This is a genomic window from Xenorhabdus budapestensis, from assembly GCF_017743015.1.
Lineage (GTDB): Bacteria > Pseudomonadota > Gammaproteobacteria > Enterobacterales > Enterobacteriaceae > Xenorhabdus > Xenorhabdus budapestensis.
Window position 1 is genome coordinate 829,804 of the sequence record NZ_CP072455.1, and the last position, 16,832, is coordinate 846,635.

At 41.9% G+C, this 16,832-nt stretch carries 16 protein-coding genes; 8 read left to right on the forward strand and 8 right to left on the reverse strand.

The features are described from left to right. Positions 1-26: 26 nt before the first annotated feature. Complete coding sequence (locus tag HGO23_RS03620) at positions 27-665, reverse strand: TetR/AcrR family transcriptional regulator (RefSeq protein ID WP_209027994.1); 639 nt, start codon at positions 663-665, stop codon at positions 27-29. Positions 666-1,208: 543 nt separating this feature from the next. Between HGO23_RS03620 and HGO23_RS03625 the strand changes: the two genes are divergently transcribed. Further along, a complete protein-coding gene (locus HGO23_RS03625) occupies positions 1,209-2,360 on the forward strand; it encodes a porin (RefSeq protein WP_099135551.1) in 1,152 nt (383 codons plus the stop codon). A gap of 153 nt (positions 2,361-2,513) precedes the next feature. On the opposite strand, the gene rdgC is transcribed toward HGO23_RS03625, so the two are convergent. After that, on the reverse strand, positions 2,514-3,425 hold the full coding sequence (rdgC, locus tag HGO23_RS03630; protein WP_209027995.1) for a recombination-associated protein RdgC: 912 nt from the start codon (positions 3,423-3,425) through the stop codon (positions 2,514-2,516). Positions 3,426-3,703: 278 nt separating this feature from the next. Between rdgC and mak the strand changes: the two genes are divergently transcribed. From mak to HGO23_RS03660, 6 genes are all read left to right on the forward strand, one after another. After that, positions 3,704-4,612, forward strand: a complete 909-nt coding sequence (gene mak / locus HGO23_RS03635) for a fructokinase (protein ID WP_209027996.1) — start codon at positions 3,704-3,706, stop codon at positions 4,610-4,612. A 251-nt stretch (positions 4,613-4,863) separates the two neighbouring features. After that, positions 4,864-6,819 (forward strand): bifunctional 2',3'-cyclic-nucleotide 2'-phosphodiesterase/3'-nucleotidase, encoded by a 1,956-nt coding sequence (locus HGO23_RS03640; RefSeq protein WP_209028689.1) that lies wholly within the window; start codon positions 4,864-4,866, stop codon positions 6,817-6,819. Between the two features lie 355 nt (positions 6,820-7,174). After that, a complete protein-coding gene (locus HGO23_RS03645) occupies positions 7,175-8,809 on the forward strand; it encodes an ABC transporter substrate-binding protein (RefSeq protein WP_244967874.1) in 1,635 nt (544 codons plus the stop codon). A 125-nt stretch (positions 8,810-8,934) separates the two neighbouring features. After that, the gene (locus HGO23_RS03650; protein ID WP_209027998.1) at positions 8,935-9,249 is read left to right on the forward strand and encodes a hypothetical protein; all 315 of its coding nucleotides are present in this window, start codon (positions 8,935-8,937) and stop codon (positions 9,247-9,249) included. Between the two features lie 55 nt (positions 9,250-9,304). Next, positions 9,305-9,553, forward strand: a complete 249-nt coding sequence (locus tag HGO23_RS03655; protein WP_209027999.1) for a peptide ABC transporter substrate-binding protein — start codon at positions 9,305-9,307, stop codon at positions 9,551-9,553. A 181-nt stretch (positions 9,554-9,734) separates the two neighbouring features. Beyond that, positions 9,735-10,481 (forward strand): SDR family oxidoreductase, encoded by a 747-nt coding sequence (locus tag HGO23_RS03660; RefSeq protein ID WP_099135544.1) that lies wholly within the window; start codon positions 9,735-9,737, stop codon positions 10,479-10,481. A gap of 104 nt (positions 10,482-10,585) precedes the next feature. On the opposite strand, the gene HGO23_RS03665 is transcribed toward HGO23_RS03660, so the two are convergent. The 6 genes from HGO23_RS03665 to HGO23_RS03690 all read right to left on the reverse strand — a co-directional run bounded on the left by HGO23_RS03665 (position 10,586) and on the right by HGO23_RS03690 (position 15,170). Then, entirely contained in the window at positions 10,586-10,930 is a 345-nt protein-coding gene (locus HGO23_RS03665; RefSeq protein ID WP_099135543.1) for a SymE family type I addiction module toxin, read from the reverse strand. Positions 10,931-11,170: 240 nt separating this feature from the next. Then, complete coding sequence (locus HGO23_RS03670; RefSeq protein WP_099135542.1) at positions 11,171-11,749, reverse strand: TerD family protein; 579 nt, start codon at positions 11,747-11,749, stop codon at positions 11,171-11,173. Positions 11,750-11,846: 97 nt separating this feature from the next. Continuing rightward, a complete protein-coding gene (locus HGO23_RS03675; protein WP_099135541.1) occupies positions 11,847-12,890 on the reverse strand; it encodes a TerC/Alx family metal homeostasis membrane protein in 1,044 nt (347 codons plus the stop codon). A gap of 27 nt (positions 12,891-12,917) precedes the next feature. Beyond that, positions 12,918-13,373 (reverse strand): tellurite resistance TerB family protein, encoded by a 456-nt coding sequence (locus tag HGO23_RS03680; protein ID WP_099135540.1) that lies wholly within the window; start codon positions 13,371-13,373, stop codon positions 12,918-12,920. Between the two features lie 61 nt (positions 13,374-13,434). Further along, positions 13,435-14,583 (reverse strand): TerD family protein, encoded by a 1,149-nt coding sequence (locus HGO23_RS03685; protein ID WP_209028000.1) that lies wholly within the window; start codon positions 14,581-14,583, stop codon positions 13,435-13,437. Further along, a complete protein-coding gene (locus HGO23_RS03690) occupies positions 14,583-15,170 on the reverse strand; it encodes a TerD family protein (RefSeq protein WP_099135538.1) in 588 nt (195 codons plus the stop codon). Before HGO23_RS03690 ends, HGO23_RS03685 begins: the two co-directional genes overlap by 1 nt. A 489-nt stretch (positions 15,171-15,659) precedes the next feature. On the opposite strand from HGO23_RS03690, the gene HGO23_RS03695 reads away from it, so the two are divergent. Continuing rightward, positions 15,660-16,829, forward strand: a complete 1,170-nt coding sequence (locus tag HGO23_RS03695) for a phosphoribosyltransferase domain-containing protein (protein ID WP_209028001.1) — start codon at positions 15,660-15,662, stop codon at positions 16,827-16,829. Positions 16,830-16,832 lie beyond the last annotated feature (3 nt).

Genomic DNA, 16,832 nt, shown 5'->3' on the forward strand with positions numbered 1-16,832 from the left:
TTCTTTATTGCTGTGAGAATAAATTCTTATTTCTCAATTAATCCAGATTTAAGTAAATTTATTATTGCAGTAATGCGATGGGAAATATCAGTTTCTGGTAAAGGTGGTGTTTGCCCCAGCACCATTTGTCTGAGCGGCTCTGCAATCACCATAGAGATAGCTAATTCACTGAATGTTTCATAATTAAATTCTTTTAATAATCCTTGTTTATATTGCTGTTCTAGCCAATTTGCTAAGATAATTTTGTTTTTTTCAATACCGCCTTGTTGATATTTTTCCAGGAAGGTATCCCGATGAGGAAAGTCAGACTGTAATAATTTAAATAATCCGACTGCATCTTTAGATAAGGATTTTTCAGCGATTTCCGCCAAATACTTACCTAATGAAATTATCACTTGTTGGTGATTGTTAGCATTCTTAGTCAGGGAAAGTACAGTATTATCTGTCCAGCTTAGTACAACTTGCTCAATCAAATCTTCTCTATTTTTAACGAAACGATAGAGTGTCTTTTTGGCGATTTTTGCTTTTTGGGCAATGACATCCATGGTAGTTGTGCTATAGCCCTGATTTAACAGAAGGCAAAGAGTAATATCATGGATTTTTTCACGTATTTCTTGTTCAGGAATTGACGGGCGACCTCGTGGGCGTGGGTGATTTTCTGCCATTTTAGCACCTTATAAGTTGTCGATATTTAATGTACCGCATTGGCTGTATTCCATATAAAAGCAAAAAAAGTTTACTTGAAATAAATGGAAATTTATCAATTTCCATCAGATACAGAACTTACAGTCAATTGTCAATATTTACAATAAATGATTGTCACGTGATCTACAGTAATTAGCAGTGAAAAATGCTGCTCAGAACACTTCGATTATTTTTCATCAAGCCCCTTATTACTTATAACTTACTGTTTTTAATAACTAATAATCATAATTGATGTTGTTCTATTATTGAAAATATGTTCACTATGTGATCTTCTTCACGGGATAGCACTTTTGGTTAAATTTTGTTAGAAAAATGTTAATTTTGATCTTAGTATCGCTATTGTTTGTTGCGGAATTAACCATAAAGTAACAAAGAGGCAAGGGTTGCTAAATGTTAATCCGCCTAACTATTTCTTAGGAAATTTTTTTGAATTAATTGTTTCTTAGAAAATGTATTTCCTGGCGGGGGCAAAGGTAATAACAACACTAGTGAGGACCATAATAATGACAAAACACAACGTAATAGCAATGGCAATTCCGGTTTTCCTTATTGCTGGGACTGCAAATGCAGCCGAAATTTATAATAAGGATGGTAATAAAATTGATTTATATGGAAAGGCTGAAGCCCAATACCACTTTGCTAAATCAAAAAGCAAAGAAGCGGGTGATAACTCCAGCGGCCGTATCGGTGTGAGAGGGATAACCCAACTTACAGACACAATTTCAGGATTCGGGCGCTGGGAATTCAATCTGGGTGCCAACAGAACTGAACTTGAAAGCAGTACATTCGCAAGAACACGTCTGGCTTATGTCGGCCTTAAACTGGGGAACTATGGCACCCTGGATTATGGTCGTAACTTCGGCGTGGTTTATGATGCTAATACGTTTACAGATATGCTTCCTGTATTTGGTGGCGATAGCATAGCGGCAACTGATAATTTCATGATGGGACGTTCGACAGGGTTATTAACTTATCGTAATACTGACTTTTTTGGTTTGGTGAATGGGTGGAATTTTGCCCTGCAATATCAGGCCAAAAATGATAGTAGTACCAAAAATACCCGTAATGATGTCATGCGACAAAATGGCGATGGTTTTGGTCTTTCCAGCTCTTATAATTTTGGCAATGGTGTGACTGTTGCAGCTTCTTATGGTAATTCTAATCGTACTCAAGCACAAAAACAGGGCATGGAATCAGCTAAAGTATTGGCGAAAGGGAATAAAGCTGAAGCCTGGTTGGTATCAGCCAAGTACGATAGAAATAATATCTATCTGGCAGCGATGTATGGTCAGGCTCGTAATTTGACCCGATTCGGCAGCTCTGTAGATAACCATGTGATGTTTGCCAATAAAACGGAAAACATTGAGTTAACTGCCCAATATCTGTTTGATTTTGGTTTGCGTCCGTCTATTGGTTATGTCTATTCCAGAGGTAAAGACTTAGGCAATGATTTGGGCGAGAACAATTTATTGAGAACCAAAGGGGCTGAAGATCTGGTGAAGTACATCTCTATCGGAGCATCTTATAATTTCAACAAAAATATGGGTACTTATGCTGAATACAAGATTAATTTGCTGAAAAATAATGACTTTACTAAAACAGCTAAGATTAAAACAGATAATATAATGGGTGTTGGTTTAGTATACCGTTTCTAATTGTGTGAAGTAATAGTTTGTATGAAGAGTAATAATTGTCACAGTAACAGCCTCAATGGAAATACTATTGAGGCTGTATCCTTTTTATATCCTGTCTATATCAAGCCATAGTGTTGTTAGTTGCTTTTTGAAATCTATTGGATGGATAAGAAATTATCTTTCTGCCTCACCACCCAGCGCATCAATGGTATGTTTTATCAGCGTACTTAATTCACCAGTCATCAGCGTGAAATCAGCATCGAAGCGTTGAGCAACATTTTCACGATCAATATCATCATTTTGCTCACGCAATGTTTCACTGAATTTAATGCGCTTGTAAGAACCATCATCTGACAACATGAATTGGATACGCTCTTCCCAGTCCAGTGCCAGTTTGGTGACATATTTCCCAGATTCAATGTGTGCCGCTATTTCGTCAGACACCAACTCCTGTTTCTTACAGCGAATAACCCCGCCTTCTTCCAGAATGGCTTTTAATTCAGCTTCATCCATCAGAGTATAACCGGCAGGTAAATTACCCGAACGTACCCACTCAGTTAATGTCAGCTCAATGGGATCTTTGAAAGTCAAGGGAACAACAGGCAATGAGCCAAGTGTTTTTCTTAATAAAGCCAGATTATCTTCGGCACGTTTGGCACTGGCTGAATCAACAATAATCAGATTGTTAACGGTATCTATCCAGATATAAGTCTGGCTGAAACGGCTGAATGCTCTCGGTAATAAAGTATGGATCACTTCATCTTTCAGTGAATCTTTCTCGGTTTTTTTCAGTTTCCGATGCTGCTCTCCTTCCAGACGGGCGATTTTGGTTTGTAGTTCCTGTTTAATGACCGGAGAAGGCAGCATTTTTTCTTCCTTGCGCGCACAAATCAGGATCTGATTACCGGTAGCATGAGTGAATGCTTCACCATGAGCACCCATTGGCGGAACCCAACCTGTTTTCATCATGTCCTGACTGCCGCATGGGGTGAATGCCAATGGGCTTAATTGTTTTTCCAGTTCATCCGCAGAAAGTGAAATTTCTCGGTTTAAACGGTAAATCATTAAATTTTTGAACCATAACATGTGGTTACCCCATATTTGTGCATTGTGATAAACGTCATATGAAACGTTATTTGAAAAACATAGCTGCGCATGATAACGAATCATGCGGCGAAGCCCTAGAACTTCATCTATTTCCTTCTTGGAATTTCATGCATTATCTAAAACGTCCATTTCCTAAAACAAAGTGACGTTATAATTCTTGATTGTTAATGCTGCTCAGGCAATGATCTTACGACAACACGATTCAGTTAGCCTGAAAAAATTCAGCTAACGGTAAACCACAGAGAAAAAGGTAAGCTATGCGTATAGGTATTGATCTTGGTGGAACCAAGATTGAAGTGATCGCATTGGGTGATCAGGGTGAAGAACTGTTTCGGAAACGGGTGGATACTCCCCGCAATGACTATCAACAAACACTGGCTGCCATTGCCGGTTTGATAGCGGATGCGGAACAGGCAACCGGGCAGAGAGGCACAATAGGAATTGGCATTCCGGGAGCGATTTCACCTTTTACCGGAAAAGTGAAAAATGCTAATTCGGTCTGGCTGAATGGTCAGGTTTTGGACAAAGACATTTCTGCTTTCCTGGGGCGTGAAGTACGGGTTGCCAATGACGCAAACTGTCTGGCTGTCTCGGAAGCGACTGATGGTGCAGCAGCAGGTATGCCAATGGTGTTTGCCGTTATTATCGGGACTGGCTGTGGCTCAGGTCTGGCATTTGATGGCAAGGTACATGCAGGTGGTAATGGTCTGGCTGGAGAATGGGGGCATAACCCATTACCGTGGATGGATGACGAAGATCGGGCATATCAGGAAGAGGTTCGTTGTTTCTGCGGTAAACCAGGCTGTACCGAAATGTTCGTATCGGGAACCGGTTTTATGAAGGATTATTTCCGCTTGAGTGGCGTGCACAAAAAAGGTCATGAAATTATGGAGGCTGTAGCTCAGGGAGATAAAATTGCGGAACTGGCCATCCAGCGCTACGAAAAGCGTCTGGCACGAGCGTTAGCTCAGGTCGTTAACTTACTTGATCCTGATGTCATTGTGCTGGGTGGTGGTATGAGTAATGTTGATCGCCTTTATCAGACCTTGCCGGGTTTAGTGAGTGAGTGGGTCTTTGGTGGCGAGTGTGCAACGCCAATTAGAAAAGCACTGCATGGTGATTCCAGCGGAGTGCGTGGGGCGGCGTGGTTGTGGCCTAATAAATAACTATACCCTTCATTTATACCCTTCATTTTTCGAGTAAAAATGAAGGGTATATCTATTTGACATAAAATTCCTGATTTTGTGAGCGAATCCTGTTTCTATGTTATGGGTAATACCATAAATAAAAGAACAATCAGTACAATAGCATACGTCTGTTGATTGAAGCGGCATATGATGATGTCCGCAGAGACAATCCGGTTTATAGAGATAAGAAACAAACCATTCTGGAAACTCTATCTATAGAAGGGGATAACATGTTGAAGCGTGGCTTGAAAATTTCAACGTTGGCGATGTTGGTGGCATTTAATGTCAATGCGGCAACCGTTGATTTACGGGTTATGGAAACATCAGATGTTCACAGCAACCTGATTGATTTCGATTACTTTAAGGATAAACCGACTGAGCAGTTTGGTCTGGTTCGTACTGCGAGTTTAATTAAAGCAGCCAAAGCTGAAGCTACCAACGCAATTCTGGTTGATAATGGTGACCTGATCCAGGGAAGCCCGATGGCAGATTACATAGTGGCAAAAGGACTCAAACAAGGTGAAGTTCATCCGGTCCACCAACTGATGAACACCATGGGTTATACCATAGGTAATTTCGGTAACCATGAATTTAACTTTGGTCTGGATTATCTGAAACAGGCGATAGCAGGGGCTAAATTCCCTTACATTAACGCCAATATTATGGATGCCAAGACCGACAAAAACTACTTCACACCTTATATTATTGTTGATACCCCCGTTAAAGATCGTGAAGGCAAAGAGCACACAATTAAGATCGGTTATATCGGTTTTGTTCCAACACAGATCAGTATTTGGGATAAGGCCAATCTGGATGGCAAAGTCGTTGTCAACGATATCACTGAGACAGCAAAAAAATTTGTACCTGAAATGAAGAAAGCGGGAGCTGACCTCATTATTGCTATTCCGCATTCTGGTTTCTCTCAAGAGCCTTATAAAGCGATGGCAGAAAACTCTGTTTATTATTTGAGTGAAGTTCCCGGCATTAATGCCATTATGTTCGGTCATGCGCACGGGGTTTTCCCAAGCGAGGAATACAACGGTATTAGAGGTGTTGATGTTGCTAATGGCACAGTCAATGGCATTCCTGCCGTGATGCCGGGCCAATGGGGAGACCATTTGGGGATTGTTGATATGGTTATCAACAACGACAGCGGTGAATGGAAAGTGGAATCTGCTAAAGCTGAAGCGCGTCCTATCTATGATAAAACGCATAAGAAAGCATTGGTTGAACGTGACAACAAACTGGCAGCGATTATTGAAGAAGCCAATCAGGGAACCCGTGATTTCGTTGGCAAGTTCATTGGGAAAGCCTCTGCCAATATGTACAGTTATCTTGCTCTGATCCAGAGTGATCCAACGGTTCAGATCGTTAACGATGCCCAGGTTGATTATACCAAGCGTTTTATTCAGGGTGATCCTGATCTGGCAGATCTGCCAGTTCTGGGGGCTGCTGCACCATTCAAGGTAGGTGGACGTAAAAATGCACCGGCTGATTTTGTGGAAGTAGAGAAAGGTGACCTGACATTCCGTAACGCGGCTGATTTGTATCTCTACCCGAACACGTTGGTTGTGGTGAAAGCGAGTGGTGCTGATGTTGTGGAGTGGCTGGAATGTTCAGCTGGCATGTATAACCAGATAGATCCTAACTCCACCAAACCACAAGAGTTATTGAACTGGAAGAGTTTCCGAACTTATAATTTCGATACCATCAGCGGTGTCAATTATAAGGTGGATCTGACTCAGCCAGCGAAATACGACACAGATTGCCAATTGATCAACAGAAGTGCGAACCGTATTAAGGACGTTACTTACCAGGGTAAACCTATCGATCCAACAGCGACATTCCTGATCGCCACTAATAACTACCGTGGTTATGGTGGTAAATTTGCAGGAACAGGTGAAGGCCATATTGCATTTGCTTCACCGGATGAAAATCGCTCCATTTTGGCTGCCTACATTTCCAGAATGACTAAAGAGAAAGGTGTGGTATCAACACAGGCGGAAAATAACTGGTCATTCCTGCCAATCAAGACAGATAAAAAACTGGATGTCCGCTTTGAAACCTCTCCATCAGAAAAGGCCGTGAAGTTTATTAAAGAACACGCGCAATATCCGGTGAAATACCTGAAAAATGATGAGGTTGGGTTTGCAATTTATCAAATTGATCTGACTGATAAAAAATAAACCTTAACTGTATTGATGCCTGCTCAACGGAGCAGGCATTATCATTGACTGCTGATACCTTGCAACGAATATCTGGCGACAGGGGGGAAGTAATTTCTCTGTATTTAGAGAGGGTACTGATCCGGTTTACAGTGTTCCTGATGTGGATGCGGTTGTGAAATATTTTGCAGAGAAGTCGCCAATCCCCGGGAGCATAGATAACTATGTGACCGGGGTGAACGAGCGCAGCCAACAAAGCTGCAACTTGAAAGACGATGGGTATAAGAGTAATGTTTTTAAGGCAATAATAGTAGAGGTAGTAATAATAAATGTAATAGTGAAATTAATAATAAAAATAAATATGGGGAGCACTGATATGCAAAAAATAATGGCAAAGCTAATAAAAAACAAAATTGCCAGAGTATTAACCTGTTCTGTAAGTCTTATATTAGGAAGTGCTACTTACTCTTACGCTGCTGTAGTCCCTGTTGGTACACAATTAGCTGAAAAGCAAGAAATCACCCGCAATAATTTTTCCGAGCCCGGCTCTTTAGATCCCCATAAGTCCGAAGGTAGTAGTGAATTTGATATTTTACAGGATTTTTTTGAACCATTGGTTACCATTGATAAAAATAGTAACACTATCCCTGCGTTGGCTGAGCATTGGGAAACTAAAGATAATAAAACGTGGGTTTTCCATTTAAGAAAAGGAATAAAGTGGTCAGATGGTTCGCCAGTGACTGCACATGATGTGGTTTTTACCTGGCGGCGGCTGGTAACTCCCGACACTCTTTCCCCTTATGGCAGCTATCTCGTTCAGGCCAAAGTTATCAATGCACACGATGTATTATCCGGTAAGAAAAAACCTGAAGAGCTCGGTATTAAAGCACTGGACGATGCCACAATAGAAGTTTCTCTGGAAAGACCAAAAGCGGGTTTTTTGCAAATGCTGGAGCATCCAGTTATGTCTACGCTCAGTGAAAAGGTTGTCAAAAAATATGGTAATAAATGGACGAAGCCGGAATTTTTTGTCAGTAATGGGCCTTTTAAGCTTTCTGAATGGATTGTAAATGAAAAAATTGTTGGTGTCAGAAACCCTCATTATTGGGATGACAAGAATACCGTAATTAATAAAGTCACTTATTTGCCGATATCAGACTATAAAGCCGATCTTAATCGTTACTTGGCAGGAGAAATTGATATTTCAAACGGAGGCCCAACAGATTTCTTTCCGACACTGAAAAAGCAATTGGGTGATCAATTTCATATTACTCCCATAATGAGTGTTTATTATTATCTTTTTAATATCCGAAAACCACCGTTTAACGATATCCGGGTCAGGCAAGCGCTGACTTTAGCGCTGGATAGGGATGTTATTGCTGACAGGGTAATGGGACAAGGCCAAAAGCCCGCTTATTATGTGGTGTTTCCGGGCAGCGGAGGAATTAATTTAAAACGCCCTGATTATGCGTCATGGACGCAAGAAAAACGTATTGCAAAAGCTAAAGCATTGCTGAATGAAGCGGGTTTCAATGAGAATAATCCGCTTAAATTTAAGCTGTTATACAACACGTCAGATGGACATAAAAGAATCGCTATTGCCGCCAGTTCGATGTGGAAAAAAAATCTCGGTGTTGAAGCCGTCTTAGAAAATCAGGAAAGTAAATCACAGGTTGAGTCCATGTATCAGGGTAACTTCGAAGTTTCCAGATATGCCTGGCAGGCAGATTATGATAGTCCAGTTACCTTCTTAGAGATTTTCATGACAGGAAACACTAACAATATAACAAAGTATAATAATCCAGAATTTGATAAATTGGTGTTAAAGGCGGATGAGACTGACGATAAGGATATTTATCAACAAGCAATTGATATTCTTACTCACGATTCACCAGCCATCCCAGTTTATGATTATGTCCGTATTAAATTAATTAAACCTTATGTTGGCGGCGTTTATATCAGCCCATTAGGGCGTATTCTGACAAAAGATCTTTATATTATTAAACACTGATTTTTAATAATAACAGCCTGTTTCTGACAGGCTGTTATTAAATGAAAGATTTAATTAAAAACAGTAATTATGAAGAGAATTAAAATGTGAAAAATTAAATAACTATCATGATGGAGTAACCAAACATGCAGAAAATAATATCCAGAATAATAAAAAATAAAACATCTAAAGTATTATCCTGCTCGATAGGAATTATACTGAGTAGTGTCAGTTTGGCTCAGGCTGCCGTTGTCCCGTCCGGTACAGAGTTGGCAGAGAAACAGGAAATTGTGCGCAATAATGGTTCATTTCCGGCTTCTCTGGATGTGCATAAAGTAGAAAGTAATACTGAATTAGATATTATCCATGATTTTTTTGATGGTTTGGTCTATACCGACAGACAAGGCAATATCGAACCAAGATTAGCTGAAAGCTGGGGAACCGATGATAATAAAACATGAGTTTTCTATTTAAGAAAAGGAGGTAAATGGTCTGATGGTACACTGATTACTGTCTATGATTTTGTATTTAAAAAATACATTCTTATATGAGAACAGTGAATATGATGTATTGATTAAAAAAGCGAGTGAGACTAACGGTAACTCATATCAGCAAAAAGGATTAGATCTTATTACCAAAGATTCTCCCGTTATTCCCGTTTATTATTATGTCAGTGCAAAAATGGTGAAGCCTTATGTGGGCGGTTTTTATGTTAACCCGTTGGGATATGTATCCACTAAAGACCTTTATGTTATTGAGCATTAAAGAATAAAAAAATTATCCTCGATAGGATTCAAGCTTCATCTGATGAAGTTGCAGCTTTTACACCCCAGTCACATAGTTATCTATGCTTCCGGGGGTACGTTCCCTTGCCGCCGCGATGCAACTCGAAATCTATTGGGTATAAAGGGAATCACATCAGAAAAATAAAAAGGAAGATCGCATTATGCAGCAAATCACAATTATTACGGGCGGTTCCCGTGGCATTGGTAAAGCGACAGCCCTGTGTCTGGCAAAGAGAGGTCATCATATTTGTATTGGTTATCGTACTCGTGAAAACAGTGCACATGAAGTTGTGGAGATGATCCGAAACCTGGGGCAGTCGGCAATCTCTGTTCAGGTGGATGTAACAGATGAAAAACAGATAGTGGCCTTGTTCCAAAGGGCAGAAGAGGAACTGGGTTATATATCCGGGCTGGTAAATAATGCCGGTATTTTAAAGCCTCAGGCCACCATTGAGCAGTTAACAGCGGAACGATTGAATGACATATTTGCCACCAATGTAACAGGGTATTTTCTTTGTGCCCGTGAAGCTGTCAAAAGAATGGCCTTTCGTCATGGAGGCAAAGGGGGAGCAATTGTGAATGTTTCATCGGCGGCTGCAAGGTTGGGTTCCCCTTATGAATATATTGATTATGCTGCATCAAAAGGTGCTGTTGATACATTGACGATCGGATTATCTCAAGAAGTTGCAGCGCAGGGGATCAGGGTGAATACAGTTCGTCCCGGCTTTATCTATACAGAAATGCATACAGATGGAGGTGAGCCGGATAGGGTCGAGCGCATTAAAGATTCCCTACCGATGAAAAGAGGAGGGCAGCCAGAAGAAATTGCAGAAGCCATTGCGTGGCTATTGTCTGATGAAGCATCGTATGTAACAGGCAATTTCATGGACCTGGCGGGTGGAAAGTAGGTTTTTTCGGCAGCTTAAAATTAAATAGTCAACCGGAAAAGAGTGGATAATCTTTCCGGTTGATATCTCCAAGAGATTTTTGACAAAAGATTGTGAGTTGTTGCTCAGGCTAACAGTTCTGCTAACTTGGGCTTAAGAATAATTTTCCCGGATGTTATCTCAATATTAATTGGTTGCTCTATCAACTGACTGTCAGTTAGCCAATCACCTGCAATATAGAGTTCACCATTTTCACGAATATTATCTATTCCCTGCTCTGGATTGTTTTCAATTTCATTGATCAGGCTGGCAAGATCAGTCTGAGGAGCAAGTAGAGAGATGATTATGCCATCTGAACATTGGTAGATATGGAATAATGAATCAGCAATGAATCCAGCCTCGTTGAGGTCGCTGCCATGCAGGATTAATTCAGGGATATCATTATGGCGAAATAAAACATGAAGACTCATCTGACGTTCCTTGTGTTATTTGGATATGTGGAGATACTTTAGCAGCACTTTATGTTCTGAGAAAATCATGTTGTGAGAAAACGTTAACTCCATTCGATAAGTTAAAACCCTGCCGGTATTATCAGGCAGGGTTTTTAATTACGGTGTTATTTAATCACGATATAGTAATTAATTCACGATATTAATGGCTTTGTATTGAAGGTCGTTACCTGAAAGACCTTAGATTGAGCCAGACTAGGATCAGGCTGCGTTAATGCCATACTGAGCACAAACAGAAGCCAGACCACCAGCATAACCCTGACCAACCGCACGGAATTTCCATTCGCCATTGTGACGATACAGTTCACCGAACAGCATAGCCGTTTCAGTAGAAGCATCTTCAGTCAGATCATAGCGAGCAACTTCAACTTGCGTATCATCATTAACCAGACGAATGAAAGCCCCTGAAACTTGGCCGAAGCTCTGACTGCGTGTTTGTGCGTCATGGATAGTGACAACAAAGACGACTTTGTCTACGTCAGCAGGGATCTGATCCAGTTTAATTTTCAATGATTCATCATCACCATCCCCTTCACCAGTACGGTTGTCGCCAGTGTGCATAATGGAGCCGTCAGCAGATTTCAGGTTGTTGTAGAAAATGAAATCGGTATCACTGCGTACTTTGCCGTTTGCTGCCAGCAGGAATGCAGAAGCATCAAGGTCAAAAGCCTGTCCATCAGTTGCGCGGGCATCCCAGCCGAGACCGATCAGAACATTTTTCATCGTTGGAGCTTCTTTGCTCAGAGAAACGTTACCGCCTTTAGAAAGAGATACACCCATTATTATTTCCTCACTTATTAAATAGTTATTTATTCCCGTTGTCTTTCAAGTTGCCGCTTCGTTGGCTGCACCTTGAAATCTATAGGGTATACAGGATTTAGCTTGCTTTTTCTTTCTGGGGAAACAGAAGGCTGGCAATAATACCAGCAGCCAGAACCCCAAGCACCACAAACAGGCTGGTTGTTGCCGAAATGGAATAACCGTGGTGGAACATATGTTCAGATGCGTTAAGCCCTAATTTAATAGCAATAAAGAACAGCAGGACAATCACGGCCTTTTCCAAGTGCACCAGATACTTTTTCAACGCTTCCAGTACAAAGTAGAGTGTACGCAGGCCTAAGATAGCAAACATCATGGCGCTGTAAACGATTAAAGGCTCGCGGCTGACCGCGATAATCGCAGGTACAGAGTCAAAAGCAAACATGACATCGGACAGTTCAACAACTGCCAGGCACAGCAACAGTGGGGTGGCATAAAATGCTGCTTTGCCAGCACGTCCTGTTTTTTTTCGATCAATAGCCACATCTGCATTTTCCGGTTTGGTCAGTTCCTCTTTGACTTCTTTCTGGCTGAGTATGAAAGCATGACCACGCAGTTTCGGCCAGATTGGGAAGAAGCGCTTCACCAAGCGGTAGGCAAGATGTTGAGAGTAGTCTTCGATTTCATCATCATTGTCACCACTTTTCAGCATCATCACTGCCGTCCAGCCGACCACAACAGCAAAGACCATTTCAACCCAGGGCCCCAGCATCAGCAGGCTTGTCCCGATGGCAACAAAAATACCACGGAAGACAATGGCCCCGATAATGCCCCAGTAAAGAACGCGGTGACGATAACGATCCGGGACCGCAAACCAAGAGAAAATTGCCATGATGACAAACAGGTTATCGACAGAAAGTACTTTTTCCAGCGCATAGCCTGTAATGAACAGACTTGCTACTTCAGCACCGTGATGGACAAACAGGAAGCCGGCGAAAATAAAAGCAATGGCGACCCAGAAAACAGACCAGAGTGCGGCACTGCGCAACGAAATTGGCTTGTCATGACGATGCATAAAGAGGTCGATAAAGAGCGCACCAACCGACAGAAGGATAAATACAGCAACGGTTTCTATCGGAAAACCAATGTGCGTGGATACCATGAAGTAAGCCTCTTAAATTAACTGCGATTACAGTTCAAAATCTGCTGGAGCAAAGCCTAAAGCTGCGCATATTTCCCTGGCAGCATTTTTTTCATCGTTATCAAAGTCACCATCACTCTTGGCAACGGCAATACCGACGCGTAAAGCAAGTTGTGCTGCTTCTGGCTGCTGTTTCAACGCCATAATATATTTCATGGCTTCACCTTTGCCGATATCAGCATCAAATTCGTAGCTACTGACCAGTTTATTGAAGAATTCGATAATCTCAGTGGTATCGAACACTTTTAGTTCGGGGGAGTTTTTGATAAATCCCACCATTTTTTGTTTCTCTTCAGAACTGACACCATTGCTTGCCATCGCAATGTGCGCGCATACCGCTACAGTGCCTTCCATGAATTTTCTGTTTTTGAAACGGCCAACTTGATTGGCCAATTCTTCGCGACCAGCAGTGAGAGCTGACTTAATTTTGTTTAAAAAGGACATAAATTCCTCCAATTATGTAATAACCGATTTATATAACAGCGCCTACATCACAGCAGAAGCCTCATTTACTGCCTGATGTCCAGCGAAAACCCCATCCGAAGGCACTGTCCATTTCTTTGTGCCCACTGAAGTACTGGTTGATACGTTCTACTTTGATGGCGCCATTTTCATTAACAAGACGGGCAACGGCACACATATTTTTGCGGTTGTGGCCTTCCGTCAGACGCGTTTCGATCGGAGGTTGCCCATTGACATAAATTGTGACAATACCGTCAGTGTCGTTCCAGTTAGGTACACCTTCGTAGATAAAGGCGTAGATCAGAACTTCACTGATATTCCTCCATTCAAGACCATTGATGTGGAGCCATTCACCGTCTTTGACATTACCCGTACGATCATCCCCTTGTAGCTGTACGTAGGGATCGTGATGGTAAGAGCCAAAGCTTTCTCCTAATGCTTGTATAACTCCACGTGTACCATCACGGAGCCGGACGAATGCACCGAGATCCAAATCCACGCCGTTGTTGGTGTTAAAGATGTTCTGGAACATTCCCCGATTAGCAGGGGCAGCGCCCTGATTCCAGTTCAGATTGATGCGGATCTCACCGTAGTTATCACGTTTATTCAGGCTGATAGCAGGTTTTTCTTTGGTAAGAGAAACCTTGCTCAGATTAACGCTATTAGGAGCAGTCGTTGGTGTTGATGTTGGCGCCTCATCAATAATATCGACACCAAAATGCTCAGCTAAGGGCTTGAGACCACCATTAAATCCTTGGGCAATAAAGCGGAATTTCCACTCGCCGTTGCGGCGATAAAGTTCGCCCAGAATCAAGGCGGCTTCTGAACGACCCTGAACCTCAACATGCCCCTGTAAGATCATGCTTCCGTTCAGTTCTACCTGAATAGAGAGATTGTGCAGGTTGGAGATGGTTTGATTGCCGTCGCAAGTCGCAGTAAATGCCACTTTCTGAACCTCTTGCCGCAGAGCCGGCAGGTTAACAGAAAATGCAGTATTGGTATTGCCGCCGGATAGACGAATGGTGTTATCGTCATTATTTGGCTGACCATAAAATACCATGTCCGGATCCCCCTGAACTTTCCCGTTAGCATAAAGACGGAAAGCGGAGACATCGACTGATGATCCGGAAAGTACCCTTATGGTCAGTGTCTGGTTAGAGACGGAGGCATTTCCTCCCGGAGTCAGGTTCATTAGCGCACCACCGTTTCAACGATTTGTGGATACATATCTTCAATGGTACGCCCACGGCAAGCAACACCATGTGCGGTGAAATCCCACTGACCACTGTTACGGCACAGAGAAGAGATAATAATGCCAGTATGAACGCCTTGTTCGTTTAACTGATAGCGTGCCAGCTCTTTCCCGTTTTGATCAACAACACGACAGAAAGCGTTCTCAACATCATTAAAGGTTTGACCACGAAAGCTATTAACGGTAAAGGCAAGATATTCAACATCGGCAGGCAGCTTGATCAAATCGACGCTGATGACTTCATCATCTCCGTCACCTTCGCCAGTCAGGTTGTCGCCGCTGTGTTTTACAGAACCACATTCTGAATTCAGTTGACCAAACCAGACAACATCAATGGTATTACCAGACTTATCAAGCAGGATGCAGCTTGCATCCAGATCAATTTCATTATTGTCTCCGCCAAATAAGCGTGACAAGAAACCTTTTTTTGGGGCTACAGGATCCCATCCCAGACCAAAATCAATTTTAGCCAGTGAAGTGCTCTGTTTACTGAGAGAGACTGACTGATTTTTACTTAATGAAACCATTAATAACACCTCTTATTTATCGGTGAATTGTTTTTATCGTGAATTATTTTTTATCGTAAATCGTTATCATTGAATTGCGATAATTTCACTTATGGAAAAAATCATAATATGACCAGAGTGATGGCTAAAATCCTGTCATATTATGATCCCCACAAATTGCATATTTCCTTTAACTGCATGATAGAGAACAATCTGGCTTCGCTTTTTATGATTTCTTTTCCATGATAAAAAGTCAAACAAAATTTGCTCATAAAAAATCATATTATGATTGACATAAGCTGAATCTCGGCTCTAGACTGCGCTGCATATTTCACCGAATGTAGACTGGAAAACGAGTGTATCCATTGTGACTAACGGCAATTTAGCAATAGGCACTTTTTGAGTAACAAGATTTGATTTATGAAAGGGAAATTTGTTTTATGAAAACATCACGACTGTTACCGCTCCACTTCCTGAAATGGCTGAAATTTTTTTAAAAGGCTTCTCTGTATGACAGCATGTAATCATCTTCAGCGTTACCAATCTCAGGTTAATAACAGCCAGTTCTATAAGAAACAGTTAAATAGTGGAACTTTGACTGTAATGGCTGAACGTGGTGTAACGTCTTTGGAAACATTGTTTGATATTGCTGAACGCCGTAATCCTAAAAGAGCATTCTTATTTGTCAGCAAAGTATTGGGCCGCCATATTCCCGTCAGCCCATCTATTATGCGGGCTGTTTACCGGCAGTTGTCAGAACAGTTTCCGATTAATTTGCCTGGCCCTGTGCTCTATATCGGCATGGCAGAAACGGCGGTTGGATTGGCCGCTGGCGTTTTTCAGGAGACGCAGCAAAAAGTGGCCTCTCCGGTATTTCTGACATCAACGCGCCATCCGGTAGAAGGTGATTTGTTGTGTGAATTTAAAGAGGATCATAGCCATGCAACGGATCATCTGATTTACTGGCCGAAAGAAAATCATCTGCGTCAACGGGTAAGCAGTGCCCGTACTCTTGTTCTGATCGATGATGAAGCGACTACCGGTAATACCTTTCTTAATCTGTTCGAGGCATTGCGTCATGCCGGGCTGGATCAAATTGAACATATCATCACAGTGACACTGACGGATTGGAGTGGTCAAAGCATCATAAGACGCTGTCCGCTTCTTGTCTCTACTGTTTCTTTGATTGAAGGAAATTGGCGGTGGGAGGCGGATAGTTCTGCTCCTGTTCCTGTCATGCCTCAAGTCAATGTCACAGCGCGGGGAAAGGTTGATATTATCGGTACTCAGAATTGGGGACGTCTGGGACTAGATGATATTCAGTATGATCTTGGTACTAATATTCAGGCCAAAGCCGGTGAGAAAGTGCTGGTACTCGGTTCCAGTGAGTTTGTCTGGCAACCATTTTTGCTGGCGGAACGGCTTGAACAGGAAGGTGCATTGGTGAAGTTTGGCTCGACAACCCGTTCTCCTATCTCTTGCGGGCATGCAATTCAGTCTGTTATGGCATTTACGGATAATTACGGATTAGGGATACCGAATTTCCTCTATAACGTTGCGCACCAGCAATTCGATCGCATACTGCTTTGTCTTGAAACACCGAAAACCTCGGTTGATCCAGCGTTAATCGCGCAATTATCTCTTGTCGCTCCTGCTGTAGAAATTGTGACCTATGATTAAGCC

What these genes read in the sequence shown, in the direction of transcription:
- HGO23_RS03620 (WP_209027994.1), bottom strand. Translation starts at nt 665, where the DNA reads ATGGCAGAAAATCACCCACGCCCACGAGGTCGCCCGTCAATTCCTGAA.
- HGO23_RS03625 (WP_099135551.1), top strand. Translation starts at nt 1,209, where the DNA reads ATGACAAAACACAACGTAATAGCAATGGCAATTCCGGTTTTCCTTATT.
- rdgC (WP_209027995.1), bottom strand. Translation starts at nt 3,425, where the DNA reads ATGTTATGGTTCAAAAATTTAATGATTTACCGTTTAAACCGAGAAATT.
- mak (WP_209027996.1), top strand. Translation starts at nt 3,704, where the DNA reads ATGCGTATAGGTATTGATCTTGGTGGAACCAAGATTGAAGTGATCGCA.
- HGO23_RS03640 (WP_209028689.1), top strand. Translation starts at nt 4,864, where the DNA reads ATGTTGAAGCGTGGCTTGAAAATTTCAACGTTGGCGATGTTGGTGGCA.
- HGO23_RS03645 (WP_244967874.1), top strand. Translation starts at nt 7,175, where the DNA reads ATGCAAAAAATAATGGCAAAGCTAATAAAAAACAAAATTGCCAGAGTA.
- HGO23_RS03650 (WP_209027998.1), top strand. Translation starts at nt 8,935, where the DNA reads ATGCAGAAAATAATATCCAGAATAATAAAAAATAAAACATCTAAAGTA.
- HGO23_RS03655 (WP_209027999.1), top strand. Translation starts at nt 9,305, where the DNA reads ATGATTTTGTATTTAAAAAATACATTCTTATATGAGAACAGTGAATAT.
- HGO23_RS03660 (WP_099135544.1), top strand. Translation starts at nt 9,735, where the DNA reads ATGCAGCAAATCACAATTATTACGGGCGGTTCCCGTGGCATTGGTAAA.
- HGO23_RS03665 (WP_099135543.1), bottom strand. Translation starts at nt 10,930, where the DNA reads ATGAGTCTTCATGTTTTATTTCGCCATAATGATATCCCTGAATTAATC.
- HGO23_RS03670 (WP_099135542.1), bottom strand. Translation starts at nt 11,749, where the DNA reads ATGGGTGTATCTCTTTCTAAAGGCGGTAACGTTTCTCTGAGCAAAGAA.
- HGO23_RS03675 (WP_099135541.1), bottom strand. Translation starts at nt 12,890, where the DNA reads ATGGTATCCACGCACATTGGTTTTCCGATAGAAACCGTTGCTGTATTT.
- HGO23_RS03680 (WP_099135540.1), bottom strand. Translation starts at nt 13,373, where the DNA reads ATGTCCTTTTTAAACAAAATTAAGTCAGCTCTCACTGCTGGTCGCGAA.
- HGO23_RS03685 (WP_209028000.1), bottom strand. Translation starts at nt 14,583, where the DNA reads ATGAACCTGACTCCGGGAGGAAATGCCTCCGTCTCTAACCAGACACTG.
- HGO23_RS03690 (WP_099135538.1), bottom strand. Translation starts at nt 15,170, where the DNA reads ATGGTTTCATTAAGTAAAAATCAGTCAGTCTCTCTCAGTAAACAGAGC.
- HGO23_RS03695 (WP_209028001.1), top strand. Translation starts at nt 15,660, where the DNA reads ATGACAGCATGTAATCATCTTCAGCGTTACCAATCTCAGGTTAATAAC.